Annotated in this window: 24 protein-coding genes and 1 other RNA gene; 15 read left to right on the top strand and 10 right to left on the bottom strand. The window is 45.0% G+C overall.

The features are described from left to right. Positions 1 to 13: 13 nt before the first annotated feature. Positions 14 to 928, bottom strand: coding sequence for a restriction endonuclease (locus A9E74_RS02790; RefSeq protein ID WP_069295130.1), 915 nt, complete (start codon positions 926 to 928; stop codon positions 14 to 16). A gap of 309 nt (positions 929 to 1,237) precedes the next feature. Here A9E74_RS02790 and A9E74_RS02785 point away from each other — a divergent pair, with 309 nt between their 5' ends. After that, positions 1,238 to 1,699: a hypothetical protein gene (locus A9E74_RS02785; protein WP_069295129.1), complete on the top strand. Its 462-nt coding sequence runs from the start codon at positions 1,238 to 1,240 to the stop codon at positions 1,697 to 1,699. A gap of 10 nt (positions 1,700 to 1,709) precedes the next feature. Here the strand turns inward: A9E74_RS02785 and A9E74_RS02780 are convergent, their stop codons facing one another. After that, entirely contained in the window at positions 1,710 to 2,609 is a 900-nt protein-coding gene (locus tag A9E74_RS02780) for an AraC family transcriptional regulator (protein WP_069295128.1), read from the bottom strand. A 223-nt stretch (positions 2,610 to 2,832) separates the two neighbouring features. Here A9E74_RS02780 and A9E74_RS02775 point away from each other — a divergent pair, with 223 nt between their 5' ends. The 4 genes from A9E74_RS02775 to msrA all read left to right on the top strand — a co-directional run bounded on the left by A9E74_RS02775 (position 2,833) and on the right by msrA (position 5,213). Next, entirely contained in the window at positions 2,833 to 3,525 is a 693-nt protein-coding gene (locus A9E74_RS02775) for an SDR family oxidoreductase (protein WP_342670160.1), read from the top strand. Positions 3,526 to 3,539: 14 nt separating this feature from the next. Further along, the gene (locus tag A9E74_RS02770; RefSeq protein ID WP_069295127.1) at positions 3,540 to 4,010 is read left to right on the top strand and encodes a nuclear transport factor 2 family protein; all 471 of its coding nucleotides are present in this window, start codon (positions 3,540 to 3,542) and stop codon (positions 4,008 to 4,010) included. Positions 4,011 to 4,248: 238 nt separating this feature from the next. Further along, on the top strand, positions 4,249 to 4,710 hold the full coding sequence (gene msrB / locus A9E74_RS02765) for a peptide-methionine (R)-S-oxide reductase MsrB (RefSeq protein ID WP_069295198.1): 462 nt from the start codon (positions 4,249 to 4,251) through the stop codon (positions 4,708 to 4,710). Further along, complete coding sequence (msrA, locus tag A9E74_RS02760; RefSeq protein ID WP_069295126.1) at positions 4,707 to 5,213, top strand: peptide-methionine (S)-S-oxide reductase MsrA; 507 nt, start codon at positions 4,707 to 4,709, stop codon at positions 5,211 to 5,213. The genes msrB and msrA overlap by 4 nt, the downstream gene beginning before the upstream one ends. A 113-nt stretch (positions 5,214 to 5,326) precedes the next feature. On the opposite strand, the gene A9E74_RS02755 is transcribed toward msrA, so the two are convergent. From A9E74_RS02755 to smpB, 3 genes are all read right to left on the bottom strand, one after another. Further along, a complete protein-coding gene (locus A9E74_RS02755) occupies positions 5,327 to 5,857 on the bottom strand; it encodes an REP-associated tyrosine transposase (RefSeq protein WP_069295125.1) in 531 nt (176 codons plus the stop codon). A gap of 259 nt (positions 5,858 to 6,116) precedes the next feature. Beyond that, positions 6,117 to 6,477: a transfer-messenger RNA gene (ssrA, locus tag A9E74_RS02750) on the bottom strand. A 57-nt stretch (positions 6,478 to 6,534) separates the two neighbouring features. Further along, on the bottom strand, positions 6,535 to 7,026 hold the full coding sequence (gene smpB, locus A9E74_RS02745; RefSeq protein WP_136553711.1) for an SsrA-binding protein SmpB: 492 nt from the start codon (positions 7,024 to 7,026) through the stop codon (positions 6,535 to 6,537). Between the two features lie 76 nt (positions 7,027 to 7,102). On the opposite strand from smpB, the gene A9E74_RS02740 reads away from it, so the two are divergent. From A9E74_RS02740 to A9E74_RS02730, 4 genes are read left to right on the top strand one after another with little or no spacing between them, the layout of a single operon-like run. Beyond that, positions 7,103 to 8,080, top strand: coding sequence for a sodium-dependent transporter (locus tag A9E74_RS02740; RefSeq protein ID WP_342670157.1), 978 nt, complete (start codon positions 7,103 to 7,105; stop codon positions 8,078 to 8,080). After that, positions 8,077 to 8,478 (top strand): SLC5/6 family protein, encoded by a 402-nt coding sequence (locus tag A9E74_RS14990; RefSeq protein WP_342670156.1) that lies wholly within the window; start codon positions 8,077 to 8,079, stop codon positions 8,476 to 8,478. Before A9E74_RS02740 ends, A9E74_RS14990 begins: the two co-directional genes overlap by 4 nt. Positions 8,479 to 8,510: 32 nt before the next feature. Then, positions 8,511 to 8,951: a type II toxin-antitoxin system RatA family toxin gene (locus A9E74_RS02735; protein WP_069295124.1), complete on the top strand. Its 441-nt coding sequence runs from the start codon at positions 8,511 to 8,513 to the stop codon at positions 8,949 to 8,951. Then, a complete protein-coding gene (locus A9E74_RS02730) occupies positions 8,938 to 9,264 on the top strand; it encodes an RnfH family protein (RefSeq protein WP_069295123.1) in 327 nt (108 codons plus the stop codon). Before A9E74_RS02735 ends, A9E74_RS02730 begins: the two co-directional genes overlap by 14 nt. Here A9E74_RS02730 and A9E74_RS02725 read toward each other — a convergent pair. Together A9E74_RS02725 and A9E74_RS02720 are read right to left on the bottom strand one after the other, a co-directional pair. Next, positions 9,254 to 10,060, bottom strand: a complete 807-nt coding sequence (locus tag A9E74_RS02725; protein ID WP_069295122.1) for a ferritin-like domain-containing protein — start codon at positions 10,058 to 10,060, stop codon at positions 9,254 to 9,256. The two genes, A9E74_RS02730 and A9E74_RS02725, sit on opposite strands and share 11 nt — an antisense overlap. Next, complete coding sequence (locus A9E74_RS02720) at positions 10,053 to 11,033, bottom strand: ABC transporter permease (protein ID WP_069295121.1); 981 nt, start codon at positions 11,031 to 11,033, stop codon at positions 10,053 to 10,055. Before A9E74_RS02720 ends, A9E74_RS02725 begins: the two co-directional genes overlap by 8 nt. A 217-nt stretch (positions 11,034 to 11,250) precedes the next feature. Here A9E74_RS02720 and A9E74_RS02715 point away from each other — a divergent pair, with 217 nt between their 5' ends. The 4 genes from A9E74_RS02715 to A9E74_RS02700 all read left to right on the top strand — a co-directional run bounded on the left by A9E74_RS02715 (position 11,251) and on the right by A9E74_RS02700 (position 14,047). Further along, positions 11,251 to 11,610, top strand: coding sequence for a rhodanese-like domain-containing protein (locus tag A9E74_RS02715; protein WP_069295120.1), 360 nt, complete (start codon positions 11,251 to 11,253; stop codon positions 11,608 to 11,610). Between the two features lie 34 nt (positions 11,611 to 11,644). Further along, positions 11,645 to 12,394, top strand: a complete 750-nt coding sequence (locus tag A9E74_RS02710; RefSeq protein ID WP_245652020.1) for a hypothetical protein — start codon at positions 11,645 to 11,647, stop codon at positions 12,392 to 12,394. 77 nt (positions 12,395 to 12,471) lie between these two features. Then, positions 12,472 to 13,320: an HvfB family MNIO-type RiPP peptide maturase gene (locus tag A9E74_RS02705; RefSeq protein WP_069295119.1), complete on the top strand. Its 849-nt coding sequence runs from the start codon at positions 12,472 to 12,474 to the stop codon at positions 13,318 to 13,320. Next, positions 13,304 to 14,047, top strand: a complete 744-nt coding sequence (locus A9E74_RS02700) for an HvfC family RiPP maturation protein (RefSeq protein ID WP_069295118.1) — start codon at positions 13,304 to 13,306, stop codon at positions 14,045 to 14,047. The genes A9E74_RS02705 and A9E74_RS02700 overlap by 17 nt, the downstream gene beginning before the upstream one ends. Before the next feature lie 85 nt (positions 14,048 to 14,132). Here A9E74_RS02700 and A9E74_RS02695 read toward each other — a convergent pair whose 3' ends face one another. From A9E74_RS02695 to edd, 3 genes are read right to left on the bottom strand one after another with little or no spacing between them, the layout of a single operon-like run. Beyond that, entirely contained in the window at positions 14,133 to 14,765 is a 633-nt protein-coding gene (locus A9E74_RS02695) for a bifunctional 4-hydroxy-2-oxoglutarate aldolase/2-dehydro-3-deoxy-phosphogluconate aldolase (RefSeq protein WP_069295117.1), read from the bottom strand. Positions 14,766 to 14,797: 32 nt separating this feature from the next. Further along, positions 14,798 to 15,043, bottom strand: a complete 246-nt coding sequence (locus A9E74_RS15045) for a dihydroxy-acid dehydratase domain-containing protein (protein WP_425412304.1) — start codon at positions 15,041 to 15,043, stop codon at positions 14,798 to 14,800. Continuing rightward, positions 15,010 to 16,620: a phosphogluconate dehydratase gene (gene edd / locus A9E74_RS02690; protein ID WP_425412303.1), complete on the bottom strand. Its 1,611-nt coding sequence runs from the start codon at positions 16,618 to 16,620 to the stop codon at positions 15,010 to 15,012. Before edd ends, A9E74_RS15045 begins: the two co-directional genes overlap by 34 nt. A 427-nt stretch (positions 16,621 to 17,047) precedes the next feature. Between edd and trmB the strand changes: the two genes are divergently transcribed. Next, on the top strand, positions 17,048 to 17,734 hold the full coding sequence (gene trmB / locus A9E74_RS02685) for a tRNA (guanosine(46)-N7)-methyltransferase TrmB (protein ID WP_069295116.1): 687 nt from the start codon (positions 17,048 to 17,050) through the stop codon (positions 17,732 to 17,734). An 80-nt stretch (positions 17,735 to 17,814) separates the two neighbouring features. Next, complete coding sequence (locus tag A9E74_RS02680) at positions 17,815 to 19,113, top strand: OmpP1/FadL family transporter (protein WP_084002865.1); 1,299 nt, start codon at positions 17,815 to 17,817, stop codon at positions 19,111 to 19,113.

Below are 19,113 nucleotides of genomic sequence, written 5' to 3'. Positions count from 1 at the left end.
ATTCGATTTTATGTTAGAAACGATCGAAATAATCTGAATCCATGGTTTTAACGTGATAGGTTTCCTGAATGCTGACGCCAAGGTCATATTCAATCATTAGCTTGGCAAGGGTTTTACCATCAATCAGCACCACTGAAATATTCAATCCACGGGCTGCGTCTTTGGCACCTTGGGAGAATTCGGAGGTAGTGATAAATACGCCTTTGCGAGCACCTTGCCGGGTTAATGCACCGATAAACTTGTCAATTTCTGGGCGATGTACGGTGTCTTCCCATTTTTTGGCTTGCAGATAGATGGTGTCGAGGCCAAGTTTGTCTTCATTAATAATGCCATCAATACCGTTGTCATTACTAAGTGGCGTTTGCAATGTGGCATCGTTGCGAGCACCGCCATAGCCCATTGCGACCATTAACTCGATAACCAGTTGTTCAAAGGCCGCTGGGGTCAGGGATTTGATGTTTTCTATCAGCTCTTCAGCCAGATTTTTATTGAGCACCTGATAAGCCTGGTTAAGAATATCGTCCGGTGTTTCAGCATCAAACAGCGGTTTGGCTGGCTCGTTATCTTCTGGTTTATCGGTTGGCTTTGACTGATGAAAGGTTTTGAAACTTTCAAATTGCTTGAGAAACTTCACATCAATACGTTGGGGCTGGCTCGCCAGAATATTTTTGCCCAGTTCGGTAATTTGATATTGGGCCTTACCTGCAGACTTAATCAAACCGGCTTTTTTCATATAGGTAATAGCCCAACCGATACGGTTATTAATCACCGTCTGCTTGCCCGATGGCAATAATTCCTGTCTTTCTTCATCGGTCAGATTGAAATCCACAGCAATCTGCGAACGAATTTCTTTAGCATGGATAACGGAGCCATTTTTCAGGCATTGGATAACTGGCAACATCACAGTTTGAAAATCAGGTATCGGCATCCTTACGCTCTCTTTTTGTGCAGTTGGCAAGGATAACAAATACAAGTGATTTGCGGGCGACAATCAATATGTTCATTCGTGGGATTAATCGGCTCAGAATATGAGCCGATCAAGTTTTATATTCAGGTCATGAACAAATTTGAGGTGCATATTGATGGCCGGTATCAAAGCGAAATCGCTCTGCACCATACTCGAGTAAAGCATTTTCAAATTAGGTTACCGCAACAGATTATTGTGTTTTTCACCAAGCCACCGGTATGCTTGCGACTACAGATATTCTCTAATTCCAACTAAAACCCAGGCAGCATAATGAATAAGAAGTTACTTTTAGCTATCGGCTTGATACCGCTCGTTATCATTTTGGCAATCGTTTTCAATAATCGAAATGCTCCATCATCTGCAACTGACAGTAAACGGCAATTATCTGAATTGCAGTCTATTGAAGAAGGCTTTATGGAAGCTGAGGTTTTCATTAACGCCCAAGCACCGATCAAAATTGATGATCAAACCCGATTGGAAAAAGCGTTGGCGGGCCCTGGGGAGATGATCACCTATTTTTATACCTTGACCACGGTGACGATAGAAGAAGTGGATTCGGCTGCTGTGCTAGAGAATATCAAGCCAAAATTGCTCTCGAATCTTTGCAATAATGCGGAAATGCAGCCAGTTCTGCAGGCCGGTGCAAAAATTGTTTATGTCTATTCAGACAAGAACAGTGAAGATGTCGGACGTATTGAGGTAGTGGCAGCGGATTGTCAGGCGTTAAGCTAAGTTTGCGTAGTCACGCAATGGACTGCTGCTGTAGCAACATGCTCATATCGCGTTTAGGTGGATGGCCAAACATCCGTACATATTCACGACTGAATTGTGACGGACTTTCATATCCCACCCGGTAAGCCGTGCTGGCAGCATCCTGCGTCTCCGTCATCATGATTTTTCGAGCTTCAAGCAGCCTGAATCGTTTTTGATATTGCAACGGACTCATCGCCGTGACCGCTTTGAAGTGGCTATGAAAAGACGAAATACTCATGCCCACCTGGGTAGCCAGATCCTCAATTTTGATTGGCTGGTCGTAATTGGCTTTGAGAATTTGAATCGCCTCTGAAATGCGTTGCATGTGACTACCGGTTTGGGCCATTTGAGCAATGACATCGCCATATTGGCCGTTGAGTAACCGGTAATGAATTTCACGTTTAATCATGGGCGCTAATAACGCAATATCCTGTGGAGCTTCCAATAACCGGGCAAGTCGTAATACGCCATCCCCCAGTAACGCATCCACATCGCCTACAAAAATGCCACGCTGGCTTGGTATTTTGTTTTTAAACGGCAAACGGGTCTGTGCCATTAACTCGGTAAGTTGGTGCAGATCCAACTCAATCTGCAAACATAGATAGGGTTTGTCTTTACTCGCTTCTATCACCTGCCCAATCACCGGTAAATCGACAGAGGCCACCAGATATTCCGAAGGCTGGTATTGATAGATTTCATCTTCGAGTAACACCCGTTTCTTGCCCTGCACAATGACACACAAAGAAGGTGTATAAACGCTGGGCAATCGGTCATTTATTTCATTGAGCTTTATGCAGTTCACGCCGGTTATTGCGGTGTTGTGAATGCCGTTCCCTGAGGAGAATTTATCAATCAGGCTCGCAAGCTCTTTGCGTTGGGTTTCGTTCATTTCCTAATTACCCCAATATGTTACTGATGCTGATTATAGGCTGATGATGTTTTGTAAATACATTAACTTGTAGAAATAGGCAATTTTCTTGTAGCTCTGTGTATCCAAAATAAGCAGCTTCGTCTCTACCATTTGAATCGTCACTTACAGACAAATTCAAATGGAGATAACCAATGAAAAACGTAGAAAATAAAGTAGTTTAATCACCGGCGCCAGCAGCGGGATCGGTGAAGCCACCGCCAGAGTACTGGCTAAAAATGGTGCCATTGTGGTGCTTGGTGCACGTCGAACTGATCGCCTCGAATCCATTGTCCGAGACATCCAGCAAGCTGGTGGTCAGGCTGCCTATCATGAGTTGGATGTAGCCAATGCAGAACAGGTGAATGCGTTTGTGACTTTTGCTAAAGACACTTTTGGTCGAGTTGATGTGATGTTTAACAACGCAGGCATTATGCCGTTGGCACCGATGCGGGCGTTAAAAACAAATGAGTGGAACAGCATCATCGACATCAATATTAAAGGTGTATTGAACGGTATCGCTGCAGTATTACCAATCATGGATCAGCAAGGCAGCGGGCATATTATCAACACCGCTTCCACTGGAGCACGTGCAGTTGGTCCTTCTTGTGCTGTTTACTGCGCCAGTAAATTTGCTGTTCGGGCTATTAGCGAAGGCTTGCGTCAGGAATCCAACAATCTGCGGGTAACCGTCCTCTCCCCCGGCGTCACCACCACGGAACTTGGCCACGATATTACTGATGAATCTGCCGCTGAATTTGTTGATCAGCTTCGCAACACATCGTTAAATGTCGAAGCCGTTGCTGATGCCGTTTTGTATGCCATTTCGCAACCTGACAATGTGGATGTGAATGAGTTGGTGATTCGCACTGTGGCCTGTTATGGCCATGCCTTTTAAGCGTGGGGCTCAGGATGAAAACATTTAAGTCTCTGACGGTGTTTGTCTGGTTTTATCTATTGAGTGGCTCTGTGATGGCAGAGCCGCTCAATCATAAACAGCTGGTCGAACAAGCTTTCAATCAATGTAGCCAAGGCACAGGATCGCCATTTGATTTACTCGCAGCAGATGCACAATGGACCATTATGGGGCCGACTGAGTCAGCCAAAACCTATAATCTGCCAGACTTCCAGGAGATGGTTGTTAAGCCTTTCAATCAACGGCTTGCGACCCCGTTAAAACCTAGGGTGCATGATACTTATCAGGCTGGTAATGAAGTCATCATTTTGTTTGAGGCTGAGGCTACCTTGATTAATGGTGAAAGATACCAAAACAGTTACGCCTGGTTTTTTACCATGCTGCAAGGGCAAGTCACTAATGTCAGAGCAGTGCTTGATTTAAATGCTTACGATGCAGTGATGGCACTTGATGTTAACGATGACTGAAATAGACGTTTAATCTGACAAAACGGTGGTTTGGTCATTTCGGTTATTACTTTCGTTGCAGAACATCGCTGATGTAGCCTTTGAGCTATATACTGAGTTTCTATTCGGGAACGACTGGCGGGTGGACAGGTCAGTATGTCATCGATAAAAATTTCAAAACTTAAACTCCCGATTGGATATCAGCATTTTTATTCATGGACAGTTTCACGATTACACTTTTTATAAAGGTTTGATTGTCATGACAAAATACAAAAAAGCAGCAGAAGCCGTTGAACGTCTCTCACCTGAACAACATTATGTAACCCAGCAATGCGGCACCGAACCACCATTTGATAATGCCTATTGGGACAATCACGAAGCCGGTCTTTACGTGGATGTAGTGTCGGGTGAGCCGTTGTTTGCATCAATAGATAAATTTGATAGTGGCACCGGCTGGCCGAGTTTTACCCGTCCGGTGCAGACCGAGAATGTCACCGAAAACTTTGATGAAAGTCTGGGAATGCGCCGTGTTGAAGTGCGCTCAGTACATGGTGACAGTCATTTAGGTCATATCTTCCCTGATGGCCCCGAAGAAGCCGGTGGCATGCGTTATTGCATCAACTCCGCCTCACTACGATTTATTCCGGTGGATGAACTGGACATCGAGGGTTATGGTGAATTTAAAAAGCTGTTTTCAGAAACCTTAGGTGAAACAAAATGAGCGAGACAAATACCGAACGTGCCGTACTGGCCGGCGGCTGCTTCTGGGGTATGCAGGATTTGATTCGTAAATTGCCAGGCGTGATCTCTTCACGAGTCGGCTATACCGGCGGCGATATTCCAAAAGCCACTTATCCAAACCATGGCACCCATGCTGAAGGCATTGAGATCATCTTTAATCCTGAGCAGATTACTTACAGACAGTTAATGGAGTTTTTCTTTCAGATTCATGATCCGACCACACCTAACCAGCAGGGCAATGATCGGGGCATGAGTTACCGTTCAGCAATTTATTACACCAGCGATGAGCAAGCCGAAATTGCCAAGCAGACGATTGAAGATATAAATCAATCCGGAATATGGCCCGGAAAAGTCGTCACAGAAGTAGAACCTGTCGGTGATTTCTGGGAAGCTGAACCCGAACATCAGGATTATCTGCAACATTATCCAACTGGATATACCTGTCATTACATTCGGCCGGATTGGAAATTGCCGAAAAGCTGAATTGCATTCCCACGCGGGAGCGTGGGAACGAGATTTCAACTACATACATTTAAACTAAAGTTTATTCTGGCTCCCACGGTCCCCCGTGGGAACCCCAGCCAGTTATATCAACGTCACCATTCATGACAGATCTCCAACAGACCATCCCTTCCTGCATAGCTTCTTGCACTGGAATAGCGCCAATGAATAGCTTCATCCACATAGCCACGTTTGACCGGGTTGTGATGAATATAATCAATTTTTTGACGCATCACTGCCTCACCCTGTATCAGTTCTGGATGAACACCTTCCTGCCAGAATTGATGAGGCCGATTATGTTTGTGGGCTTTTTTATGAGAATCCAACTCTTTCAGAATAGTATGAATCCGATTAGCTTGAAGGTAGCCAATTAGGCGACGCGCAGTAAAAGATTTAAATCGAGCGATATCTTTATCCAGTTGCTCGCTTTGGGCAATAAGATGCAGGTGATTTTCAAGAATTACGTAGGCATATACTTTCATCCCCTCATTCATCATGAATCGAAAAGAGTCGAATAAAATATTAACAGTGTCTGGACGGGTGAAAACGGGGATCGAATTTAATACCGTCAAGGTCATAAAGTGTGGTTGGGTTGGATCGGTAAATATATAGCGGCTTCGGCCCATGCCTCATAATCCTTTACGTTGCATTGCTGAAGTTAAAGCTTAGCACACCGGCATTCCCACGCGGGAGCGTGGGAACGAGGAAAAGGTCATAAAATGTGTTTAACTAGTTCCCACGGTCCTCCGTGGGAATCTAACACCTAAGCTACATTCGAAAGCGTGGGCATCGGAACGAGATTTCGACTCTCAGTGTTCAAATGAATATTTAATTTGAGTAAACTTCGGGCACAAAAAAACCACCTAAAGGTGGTTTATTTTGTTTTGGTGGAGGCGGCGGGAATCGAACCCGCGTCCGCAAATCCTCTGCCTTCAGCTCTACATGCTTATTTCATCTATTAATTTAACTACTAGCTACCCGATGAACAGGGAAAACTAGAAGCGATCTTGTTAAGTTTTAGTCTATCAGTACCAAGCATACGTCAAGACGGTCTTGTGAGAGTCGACGCCCGATACCAGACGCACAAGCACGGCTCTGGTCGAACGGCATTCACTGGTTATTAAGCAGCTAGTGCGTAGTTGTTATCGTTAGCAACTATATTTTTCCAATCTTTTTAACGAGAAGAACTGGAGTTCTCGGCATGCACCTTAGGTTTCGTAACCCACGTCGAAGCCAGGTCGCCCCCAAAGGTTTGTAGTACGTCAGACATTATACGGAATTCGACAGTTCCTTGTTGCGATAATTAAATATTTTTAAATAAACGCTCTTTATCGCGTTGCCAGTCACGTTCTTTCATGGTGGCGCGTTTGTCGTGCATTTGCTTACCTTTTGCCAACGCTATTTCAATCTTGGCTTTGCCTCGCTTCCAGTACATGTTAAGCGGGATCAAGGTATAACCTTTGCGCTCAACTGCACCGATCAGCTTATTTAGCTCGTTACGATTCAGCAGCAATTTGCGGTCGCGTTGTGGCTGAGGAACGATGTGAGTAGATGCTGTCTTCAAGGCGGTGATCAACGCATTGGCTAACCAAGCCTCACCATTACGGATAAGCACATAGCTGTCACTCAGCTGTGCTTTACCTTCACGTAAGCTTTTCACTTCCCATCCTTCCAGCACCAAACCCGCCTCGAATTTTTCTTCTATAAAAAATTCATGACGCGCTTTCCGGTTACGGGCGATAGTATTGTCGGTTTGTTGAGGTTTATTCTTTGTGGCCATCGCGGCATTATACATGTGCGCATTGCTGCTTGGCTTGAGCATTTTAGGAAATTCGCCCAGAATCGAGGCTATTTATTTTAATGAGTGAGATATGGATAGACCGTTAAAGTCGGTTCATGGCGAGTGGACTTCACGCTGGGCCTTTATTCTTGCTGCCACTGGTGCAGCAGTTGGCCTGGGGAATATCTGGAAATTTCCTTATATCGCCGGTGAATATGGCGGCGGTGCGTTTGTCCTTGTTTATCTTGCTTGTATCTTTGCCATCGGTGTTCCCATCATGATGGCGGAAATTCTGATTGGTCGACGCGGTCGACAAAATCCGTTTAACAGTCTGGCCAGTTTGGCCGAAGAAGAAAAAGCCTCTTCCCTTTGGAAATATCTTGGTTTTGGCGGTGTATTAGCCGGGTTTTTAATTCTTTCTTATTACAGTGTGATTGCCGGTCAGGCGATGGCCTATGTTCCTCGCTTATTATTCGGTGTATTTGAAGGTGTCACGCCAGATGGTGCGCGTAACCTGCATCTGACGCTGATTAACGATCCTGAAAAACTGTTAGCCTGGCATACCATTTTTATGATGCTGACCATGTTGATTGTCAGCCGTGGTGTACAACGCGGTTTGGAAAAGTCAGTGCGGTTTTTAATGCCGGCTTTATTTCTGATTTTGTTGGTATTAGTTGGATATGCCTATCAGACCGGTGTTTATTTTGATCAGGCAGTAAACTTTCTATTCAAACCCGACTTTTCCAAACTCACCACCGAGGCCATTTTAACTGCCATGGGCCATGCATTTTTCACTCTTAGTCTGGGTATGGGAGCGATTATGGTCTATGGATCTTACCTACCGAAAAAAACCTCTATATTTAAAGTCTCACTGGCGATTTCATTTATGGATACGGCGGTCGCGATTCTGGCTGGTTTGGCGATTTTCCCGCTGGTGTTTGCCAATAATATGGCTCCAGGTGCTGGGCCAAGTCTGATATTTGAAACCCTGCCAATTGCCTTTGGCCATATGGATAATGGCGCATTTTTCGGTGGTATGTTTTTTTATTGTTGGTTTTTGCAGCTTTGAGTTCAGCAATAGCCCTGGTCGAACCCGTAGTGACATGGCTGGTGGAAAACTTTGATATAAAACGGCTTAACGCCTGCATCTGGGTAGGTATATTGGTCTGGTTGCTGGGACTGCTAAGTTTGTTCTCATTTAACGTTTTGAAAGACTGGACTTGGCAGGATATGACGGCCTTTGAGTTGCTGGATTATCTCACTGCCAATATCATGTTGCCTTTGGGCGGAATGCTCATCGCAATTTTCGCCGGATGGATCATGTCGCAACGCAGTACTCAGGAAGAGCTGGGGATTAAATCCAACCTGATTTATCACGAATGGCGCTTTTTGGTTCGGTATGTCACACCAATAGCGATTTTTGTCGTTTTTGTGAGTTTAACGGGTGTATTGGATTTCATCTTTTGATTATTTTCATTTGAGGTCAATGTAAACACTAAATGACGACTATTACGCGCAGTTCGCTAGTAATGTATACGCCGGATCAGATGTTTGATCTGGTCAATGATGTAGAGGCCTATCCGAGTTTTCTGCCCTGGTGTCGTGGCAGTAAAATCATCAGTAAAAACGATAAGGTGATCTGCGCCACGCTGGATATTGCTAAAGGCGGTATTCATCACGAATTTTCCACTCGCAATACCTTGCAACATGGCGAATCGATCCGTATTGAACTGATTGATGGCCCTTTCCGACATTTAGAAGGTTTCTGGCAATTCAGTCCGATTGGCGACAATGAAGGTTGCCGGGTGCAACTGGATATGGATTTTGAATTTTCCACACGCTTGCTAGATTTGGCATTAGGGCCCGTGTTTACCCAAATATCTGGTTCATTAGTTGAAGCGTTTTGTATTCGTGCCAAGGAAATATATGGAACCCGTTAATGCCAAATTAATTACCGTTGAAATTGCCTATGCACTGCCTGATGAGCAAGTGATTTTGTCATTGGAAGTCCCTGACAATACAACGGTTGAACAGGCGGTTAAACGCTCTGGTATTTTGGAACGTTATCCACAAATCAATATTGAAAAAGATAAAGTCGGGATTTTCGGCAAAATTTGTAAAATGGATGCCACGCTGAGCCACAAAGACCGTATTGAAATTTATCGACCGTTAATTGCTGATCCGAAAGAATCGCGTCGGCAAAAAGCCGAGATGGAAAAGAAAAACAAAACCGCAGAAGCCGCTAACGATTAGATTCCAGCCAATCCAGTTCTGCATTGGTAAAGCCCGCTTGTTTGCGGGCTTCGATATGAAATGGCCCACGTATTTCACCATTAAAATAGGTTTTTAATAAGCTGGTGAAAGTATGTGTCGGCTCTAAATCACGTTGATCACAAAGATAATTAAACCAGCGTGTGCCAATTGATACATGACCGATTTCTTCGCGCAAAATCACTTCAAGAATTTCAACTGCAGCCAAATCACCACTGGCTCGTAGTTTATTCATCATGCCCGGTGTCACATCCAATCCCCTCGCCTCCAATACTCTTGGCACTAATGCCATGCGAGTCAATGGATCATGATGCGTTTTTCGCGCCATTTCCCATAAACCATCATGGGCTGGAAAATCACCGTAGGCATAACCGGCTTGCTGAAGGTGTGCTGATAACATGGAAAAGTGCTTGGCTTCTTCATCAGCCACTTGCAGCCAGTCACGATAAAAATCATCCGGCATATTGGTAAAACGAGCTATCGCATCCAACGCTAAATTAATCGCATTAAACTCGATATGACAAATCGCATGAATCAGTGTGGTGTGGCCAGTTTGCTGGTTATTACGGCGTCGTGGTAAATCACGTGGCGAAACCAGTTGCGGTTTGTCCGGCCGACCTGGGTTAACGGGAACCGGTAGAGGTTGATGAGCAATGCTGTAGCCATGCTGATGACATTCAGCCGCTAGTTGCCGGGTTTGTTGGGCTTTTTCGCTCGCATCGTTAATAAGCAGGCATTCTAATGCCCGAGCGCGTAAATCAATTTTTGAATCAACCATCCATGCGTACTCTTGGATCGACAAAGGTGTATGAAATATCGGTCAGCAAAAGCCCAACAATATATAAAACTGAACCAAGGAAAACCATGGCCCGCACAATGGCAAAATCCTGCGCATGTATTGCATCAATGGTGTAACTACCAAGGCCAGGGATGCCAAAGAAGGATTCCAGAATCAGACTGCCCATGAATAAAGTGGGTATCACCACGACCGCCCCAGTCAGAATCGGGATCATCGCGTTTTTCAATACATGCTGAAACAGTACGCGGACTTCAGATAAACCTTTGGCTCTGGCGGTGCGTACATAATCTTTGGAGATTTCTTCTAGAAATAAGGTGCGATACCAGCGTGAACCGGAACCGATCCCTGAAACAATACCAATCGCTACCGGCAATAGCAGAAACTTAAGCGTATTAAGCCCTTCCCCAAAGCCGGATATCGGTACCAGCTGCATCACCTTACCGATTAAAAACTGTCCGGCGATGATATAAAACAGACTAGATATCGACATCAAGACAACACACAGCACTACCCCGCCCAAATCCACATAAGTGGCCCGGAAAAACACCATCATCAATGCAAAAGTAATATTGACCAGTAAACCGACCACGAATACAGGAATGGCAATTGCCAGGCTGGGCCACATTCGAGTTTTAATATCCTGTCCGATATCCCGCCCATCATCCGCCTGACCGAACTGAAAGCTGAATAGCGCTAATGATTTATCAAAGAAAATAGTATCGGTGAATTTTTCAGTGCCTTCTGCTGAGTCATTCCAAAGCAAATCCCGATCGTAGCCGCGCTCTTGCTTCCAGGTGGTAATCGCCTGCTCGGTAATATAGCGTTCACCCAACTGCATCCGCGCCATATCATCTGGTGTATTCACCATAAAAAACAACGCAAAAGTCAGCGCATTGACGCCAAGCAAAATGGGAAAAGCATACAAAATACGGCGAATGATATAAGCCAGCATAATCGTCTCAGGTGCAGCTATAACTTATGGAATAAGTCGTGGATATTGCACGACTCAGCCACAAGTTACAGATCAGCAGGGTTAACAGATGTAAGGTAAAACATTGTAACAGTGCTACCCTCAGATGGGTTATCAAGCAATTGCTAATATTGTTGGTTTATTCGACAACTATTAACGATTACTATGGTCACAACGTTAACTAACTTGGGAGCATGGCATGGCAAAAACAGCAATGGATCTGGTTCAGGCAGCAAAAGCGGCGATACAGGAGATTAGTGTATCGCAGGCTCAACAGATGCTGAATGATGACAGTATCGCGCTGGATGTTCGTGAGCCTGATGAATTCGCTAAAGGTCATATTGCTGATGCCAGACATATTCCACGCGGCTTGTTGGAGTTTTCTGTCGAAAGCCATCCTGATTTACAGGAGAAAACTCGACCGGTTGTGGTGTATTGCAAATCTGGCGGCCGTAGTGCGTTGGCAACGGCCACTTTGCAGCAACTTGGATATACCAATGTGTATTCCATGATTGGAGGCTATGATGCATGGTCTGTCGCATCAAATGATACTGAATAATTAGATATAGAAATAAGTCCTAGAGGGGAAAGACATGTACACACGTTTTTGGGTAATTGTCGCTCTGATGATGTTCAGCTTGTCAGCCATCGCCGCTGAAACACAGATAATGGTGCGTGCTAAAGCCGTTGATTCGAAATTTATTGGTACCAGTGTCGGTGGGATTCGCGTGATTGTTGAAGATGCCGAAACTGGTGAAATTCTCGATCAAGGCTGGATTAATGGTGGAACTGGCGATACTGCGGTGCTAATGGAAAACCCGTTAAAACGCAGTGAACCACAGACAGATGAAAAAACAGCCGGCTTTTTAGCCAACGTGGCTATTGATGCACCTCGACTTTTACGTTTTAAACTTATCGGGCCTTATGGTTATCAGCAAGCCTATCAGGAAGCCAGTGTGACCAGTTGGGTGGTTCCCGGCAAAGATATTCTGGGCGATGGCATTATCATCACCATGACCGGTTTTATTGTGGATGCATGGACCCGTGTGTTGGAAGGTGGTCAGGTGGATATTTACACCAAAGCTTCATTGCTGTGTGGCTGCCCTATCACTAAAGATGGACTCTGGCAGGCTGATAACTACGAAGTTAAAGCCATCATCATGCGTGATGATAAAAACATCGATGAAGTGACATTGGATTTCACCGGCCCGACCGGCATGTTCAGCGGCAAAACTACGATTACAGAACCGGGGCATTATAAAGCGGTTGTGTACTTATACGACGCCAAAACAGGCAATGTCGGTGTTGATCGATCCATGTTTGAAATTCCAAAAGCTCCTTAAGCTTCGATAATGTTTATCTGTAACAAATTGCGATCGAAAACGTCTGTTTATTATCGCAATGGAAAAAGAGTCACCGCATGAGAACACAAGGTTATGCCGTTGAAGGAGCGGGTCTGGGATTAAGACGCAGCTTTATCGACGAGATCATGCAATTGGATCATCCGCCTATCGATTTTATTGAAGTCGCTCCAGAAAACTGGATGGAAATGGGCGGTCGACTCGGAAAAAAATTGCGTGCTTTCAGCGAGCGTTTTCCCATGTTATGTCATGGACTCTCTCTGTCTATTGGTAGCCCTGCCCCGCTCGATGAAGCCTTTGTAAAACGCATAAAGCAGTTTCTCGACCAGCATCAGGTTCGCCTTTATAGCGAACATTTAAGCTACTGCAGCGATGATGGGCATCTCTACGATTTGATGCCTATTCCATTTACTGAAGAAGCAGTTGTCTATGTGGCTGATCGCATTAGCCGGGTACAGGATATTCTGCAACGTCGTCTGATCATCGAGAATGTCTCGTATTATGCCGCTCCGGGACGACAAATTGACGAAATTGAGTTTATCAATGCGATTCTGCAACGAGCCGATTGTGAATTATTACTCGACGTGAATAATGTTTACGTCAACAGCATTAACCATGGCTACGATGCCAAGAGCTATATTGATGCGCTCGACAGTAAACGTATCGCCTACATGCACATTGCTGGTCACTATAATGAAGCGGAAGATCTCATTATCGATACCCATGGCGCCGATGTGATTGACCCGGTATGGCAATTACTACATCACGCATACCAGCAGCATGGGGTGATTCCAACTCTGCTGGAACGTGATTTTAATATCCCCGCACTCAGTACCTTGTTTGATGAGGTGGCTAAGATCCGCGATATCCAGTCTCAATATCGATCTGCCCATGTCGCAAGCGCCTGATTTCAAACAGACTCAGCAGCAATTTACGGCACATCTTCGTGATCCGCAGGGCGTGCCTGAACCCGCTGATGTCGAATCACGTCGCATGGCGATTTATCAGCGGCTGATTTATAACAATATCGAAAGCTTCCTCAGCAGTGCCTGTCCGGTCCTAAAGCAGATTCTCGGTGAAAAGCCCTGGCACAATCTGGCTGCAGACTTTATTCGTCAGCATCGTTGCAGTTCGCCATTATTCAATGACATCGCTCGCGAGTTTGTCAGTTATCTGGAAGCCCATCCACAGCAGTATTCATCAATGCCTTTTATTGCCGAATTGGCACACTATGAATGGGTTGAATTGGCATTGAGTATTGCCAGCCCTGATTTTCAAAAACGCGAAGTCAATAAACAGGAAGATATACTGCAACTCACATTGCAGCGCTCGCCTTTAAGCTGGAGTTTTGCCTATGATTATCCTGTGCACTTAATCGCGCCAGACAATCTGCCAGACCAACCTGCGGAAACACCTTTTTTTCTGCTGTTATATCGTAATGCCGAAGATCAGGTGAAGTTCATCGAGTTAAATCCGGTCAGTGCACGATTACTGGATTTGCTTGATGCCGGACAGACCGGTCAGCAAGCCGCTGAAGCCATTGCTGAAGCTTTGCAACACCCTAACCCCGATATTGTTACGCAAGGTGCCAGACAGTTGATTGCAGACTGGCTGGAACGGGGCATTGTGATCTAGGCTCTGAAAAGACAACAGATCCCAGAGACATAAAAAAACCGGGTTAGCGAACTAACCCGGTTTTAATTTTTAAACTTGTAGTGCTTTAGTTGGTCGCAAGCTCAATAGCTTCAGCCGCTAACCGGGTAATTTCATCCCAGTTTTCTGCTTCAACCAAATTCGCTGCACACATCCATGAACCGCCTACACAGCCGACATTTGGCAAGCTGTAGTAGTTTTTAACGTTTTTCTGGCTGACGCCCCCGGTTGGGCAAAACAGGATTTGTGGAATCGGCGCACCAATTGATTTCAACATCGGCACCCCACCCGCTGCTTCTGCAGGGAAGAATTTCATTGCCGTAATACCACGTTCCAGTAAACGCATCGCTTCACTTGGGTTAGCAACACCTGGTAATAAAGGCACACCTGTTTTTAATGCAGCTTCAATCAACGTATCCGTTGTACCGGGGCTGACAATAAATTCCGCGCCGGCATCAATCGCTGCATTTAACGTTTCAATATTAATAATCGTTCCAGCGCCAACGATTGCATCTGGTACTTCGGCTTTGATACGACGGATAGATTCCAGAGCTGCATCAGTACGCAGAGTAATTTCCAGTACTTTTAAGCCGCCTTTAACCAATGCTTGAGCTAGTGGTACTGCATGTTCAACATTGTTGATAACCATCACCGGAACAATCGGTGAGATTTGCATAATTTCGTGAATCGTTTTGCTCATATAAAAAGATATCCCTAATTTCTGGTGATAGTTTATTCAACGTTAAACATATTAATGGCGCCTTCTTCTGCAGAAGAAACGCCGGCACGGAAGCTGTCGAATAATTCACGACCACTGCCATAATGATGTTCGGTATTAGCCATCATGCATGATAAACGAGCATTAAATTCTGCTTCATCAACCAGCACATTCATAATGCCTTTTTCGGTATCAAGATGAATGATATCGCCGTCTTTCACTCTAGTCAGCGGACCACCATCAGCAGACTCAGGACACATTTGAATTGCAGAAGCACTTTACCGGAAGCACCGGACATACGGCCATCAGTAACCAAAGCTACTTTAAAACCACGATCTTGAAGAACGCCTAATGGTGAACTGAGTTTGTGCAGTTCTGGCATACCATTGGATTTTGGTCCCTGGAAGCGCAATACCACAATAACGTCTTTCTCTAACTCGCCATTTTTGAATGCTGCTACTGCATCATCTTGATCATCAAATACCATTGCAGGAGCTTGAACAACACGATGCTGTACATCTACAGCAGAGACTTTGGAAACACCACGCCCCAAGTTGCCTTGAATAAGGTGTACACCACCCGATTTAGCAAATGGTTCCGCTACAGAGCCAATAACATCTTTATCTAACGACTCTTTAGGACCTTCTTGCCAGATCAATTTACCGTCAACTAATTTTGGCTCTTGGCTGTATTGTTTCAAGCCTTTTTCATTACCAACAGTAATTATGTCTTCGTGCAATAAGCCATTTGATATCAACTCTTGAATCAGCACACCCATACCGCCAGCCGCCTGGAAGTGATTCACATCCGCGCTGCCATTTGGATATACACGGCTTAACAAAGGAACAATGTGTGATAAACGATCGAAGTCATCCCAGTTAATCAAGATACCCGCAGCGCGAGCTACAGCAACGATATGCATGGTGTGATTGGTTGAACCACCCGTTGCCAGCAGTCCGATAATGGCGTTCAAAATCGCTTTCTCATCGATCATATGGCCGATAGGACGATAATCATTGCCCATGGCAGTAAATTTCAATACCTGACGAGCAGCTTCTTTGGTTAATTCATCACGCAGTGGTGTATTTGGATTGATAAACGTTCCACCAGGCAAATGCAGCCCCATGATTTCAACCATCATCTGGTTACTGTTGGCAGTACCGTAGAAAGTACAGGTGCCGGGGCTGTGATAAGACTCTGATTCAGCTTTTAATAACTCTTCGCGACCGACTTTTCCTTCAGCATAAAGCTGACGGATACGTACTTTTTCTTTATTCGGTAAGCCACTAGGCATTGGGCCGGCAGGTACAAAGATTGTCGGTAAATGACCAAAGCTCAATGCGCCGATCAATAAACCCGGGACGATCTTGTCACAAACACCCAGCATCATTGCCGCATCAAACATGTTGTGGCTCAAGCCGACTGCTGTGGCCATGGCAATTACATCACGACTGAACAAGGACAAGTCCATGCCAGGATAACCTTGGGTAATACCATCACACATTGCAGGTACGCCGCCGGCAAATTGTGCGATGCCGCCCGCTTCTTTCGCTGCGTTCTTAATTAATGGTGGGAAATCTTTGTATGGCTCATGCGCAGACAACATGTCGTTGTATGCAGAAATAATACCGATGTTGGCCTTTTTATCACCAGCCAAATCACTTTTTTCCGTTGCGGCACAAGCAGCAAACCCATGTGCAAGATTGCCACAGCCTAAGGTTAAACGATGCGGACCTTGGCCTGCAGCTTCATCAACACGAGCAAGATACGCTGTGCGAGATTTTTTACTTCGTTCGATCACTTCGTTAGTGAGCGAGTCTAAAACCGGATGAACCATATAATTGAGTCTCTCTTTCGTTTACTTGAAATGTCGAAGTAGCGGGATTCGAGGCCACGTGATTGCAGCAGCGTTAATCCATCAGAACTAATATTCAGACAAAGCATTATAGTCCTTGTATGTGTTTTTCGCACTGTTTGTGGGACTGTATCCACTCAAATTAGCAATTTATCGTGATTCATTTTCTCCACTCAACTTGTCAATCGCAGATTATTACAAGGATAACAACCAGCTATTTTGCAGGTTTATGGGAAACCTTCCTGACCTCAAGTCGCAAATAGAGCTGACTCTACAATGCAGTAAATGGCAAAAATGCGCTTGGTAAAAAATTTTACAGGAGGATTTTCCAGCAGGGCTTCGGTATGATGTCACGCTATTTTTCATCGACTTATTGATGAGTTGTCGCACAAATATGAAGGTACAGAAAATGACTGAAGGTAAACGCCTCCGTCAGGTAAAAAGCTTTGTCAAACGTGAAGGTCGGTTAACTCCCGGGCAGCAAAAAGCTTTAGATCTTTTATGGCCAAAGTTTGGCATCGAAGCCGATGGACAGCTCATTGAAATGCAAGCTCTGTTTGGTCGAGATGCGCCCGTCGTATTTGAAATCGGTTTTGGTAATGGCGCATCACTGGTTGAAATGGCAATACAACAACCTGAGCTTAATTTTATCGGTGTGGAGGTACATCGTCCCGGTGTCGGCCAACTGTTAAAAGCCATAGAAGATAATAATCTGACTAACTTACGCGTTGCCTGCACCGATGCGGTTGAATTACTTAAAAACCAGGTTGCTGATACTGCTCTGCAACGCGTTCAATTATATTTTCCTGATCCATGGCATAAAAAACGCCACCATAAACGCCGAATTATTCAGCCAGCTTTTGTTTCGATACTGGCACAAAAAATCCATCCTGGCGGTTTCTTACATATGGCAACCGACTGGCAGGATTATGCCGAGCAAATGTTGCAAGATCTGTCTGCCAGCTCAGAATTCAGCAATACCAGTCCAACGGGAGATTACATCCCCCGCCCCGACTATCGGCCTTTAACCAAGTTTGAGCAACGTGGTCACCGTCTGGGTCATGGCGTTTGGGATCTTTTGTTTCAACGTAATTAATTATTACAAACTTGCTTCATTTGAACTCATGGGCTAGTTTTGCATCTTAATATTGATAACTTTCTCTAGGTAACGCCGCCATGACTATGTCTCGTTCAACTCAATTCAGTTTTTATGTTTTGTTCGGGGCGGCGAGTAGTTCTGCTGGTGCAGCCGGTTATGCATTAATTGAACAAAGCATTACTGGTCTAGGCCGCGCATATTCTGGCAGTGCGGCAGTGGCTGATGACGCAAGCACCATCTTTTTTAATCCAGCAGGCTTGGCAAATCTCTCCCGTAAAGAAATGAATATGGGACTGAATCTGATCGCTCCAAGAGCCGAGTTTTCAGATCGCGGTTCTAATGTGAACGGCTCTCCACTAACTGGAGGAGATGGCAATAATGCAGGTGAACTGGCCAAGGTACCCCATTTTTATTACGCTCATCCGCTGAATGATACGACTGTTGTGGGCATTGGTGTTGGTGCACCATTTGGCTTAGTTACTGACTATGGTGATAGTTGGCAAGGTCGTTACCATGCCATCCGCTCAGATTTATTGACCGTTAATATCAATCCCAGCATTGCATTTAAAGCCACAGAAAAGCTGTCTTTAGGCTTTGGTGTCAATCTGCAATATATCGATCTGGAACTTTCCCAGGCTGCAAACTTTGGCTTACTGATGAATCCTGCTCAACCTCAAGGAAATGATGGTCGAGTTCGTTTAACAGCGGATGATTGGAGTTGGGGTTATAACCTTGGCATGACCTATCAATTTACTGAAGCGACACGCATGGGCATCAGTTATCGTTCAAAAATAACTCATGATTTAACCGGTGATGGAGAGTTTCGTATCCCGCAAAACGTCAGTGGCCAAGCAGCAGCGGTGGGAATACGGGATGGTAATATCAATGGCCGGGTAACGTTACCTGAATCAGCATCAATTGCCTTATATCATCAACTCAATTCAAAATGGGCCGTTATGGCCGATGCCAGTCTTACTCGTTGGAGTCGCTTTGAAGAATTACGCATTAACTCTGACGTACAAGCTCTGAATTCTGTTAAAGCTGAGGACTGGAAAAACTCCATGCGTTATGGCGTCGGTGTGGAGTATCAGGCGAATGACCGTTGGTCTTGGCGTACTGGTATTGCTTATGATGAAACACCAATCCCTAATGCACAGCGACGTACGCCTCGCATTCCTGACAGTGATAGAACATGGTTAGCCATAGGGGCAAGTTATTACTATAGCGACAACATTATTGTGGATGCCGCCTATACCCATATCTTCATGAAAGACACCAGTATTGATGATACTGATTCCAATGGAAACCAACTTCTAGGCCGATATAAAAATTCCGTAGATATTGTCGGTGTTCAATTACGTTGGTTGTTTGATTAA

This window comes from Methylophaga muralis, assembly GCF_001720165.1.
In the GTDB taxonomy this organism is placed as follows: domain Bacteria; phylum Pseudomonadota; class Gammaproteobacteria; order Nitrosococcales; family Methylophagaceae; genus Methylophaga; species Methylophaga muralis.
Note: the sequence above shows the minus strand (reverse complement) of the source record. Positions and strands in the feature narration are given on the sequence as shown.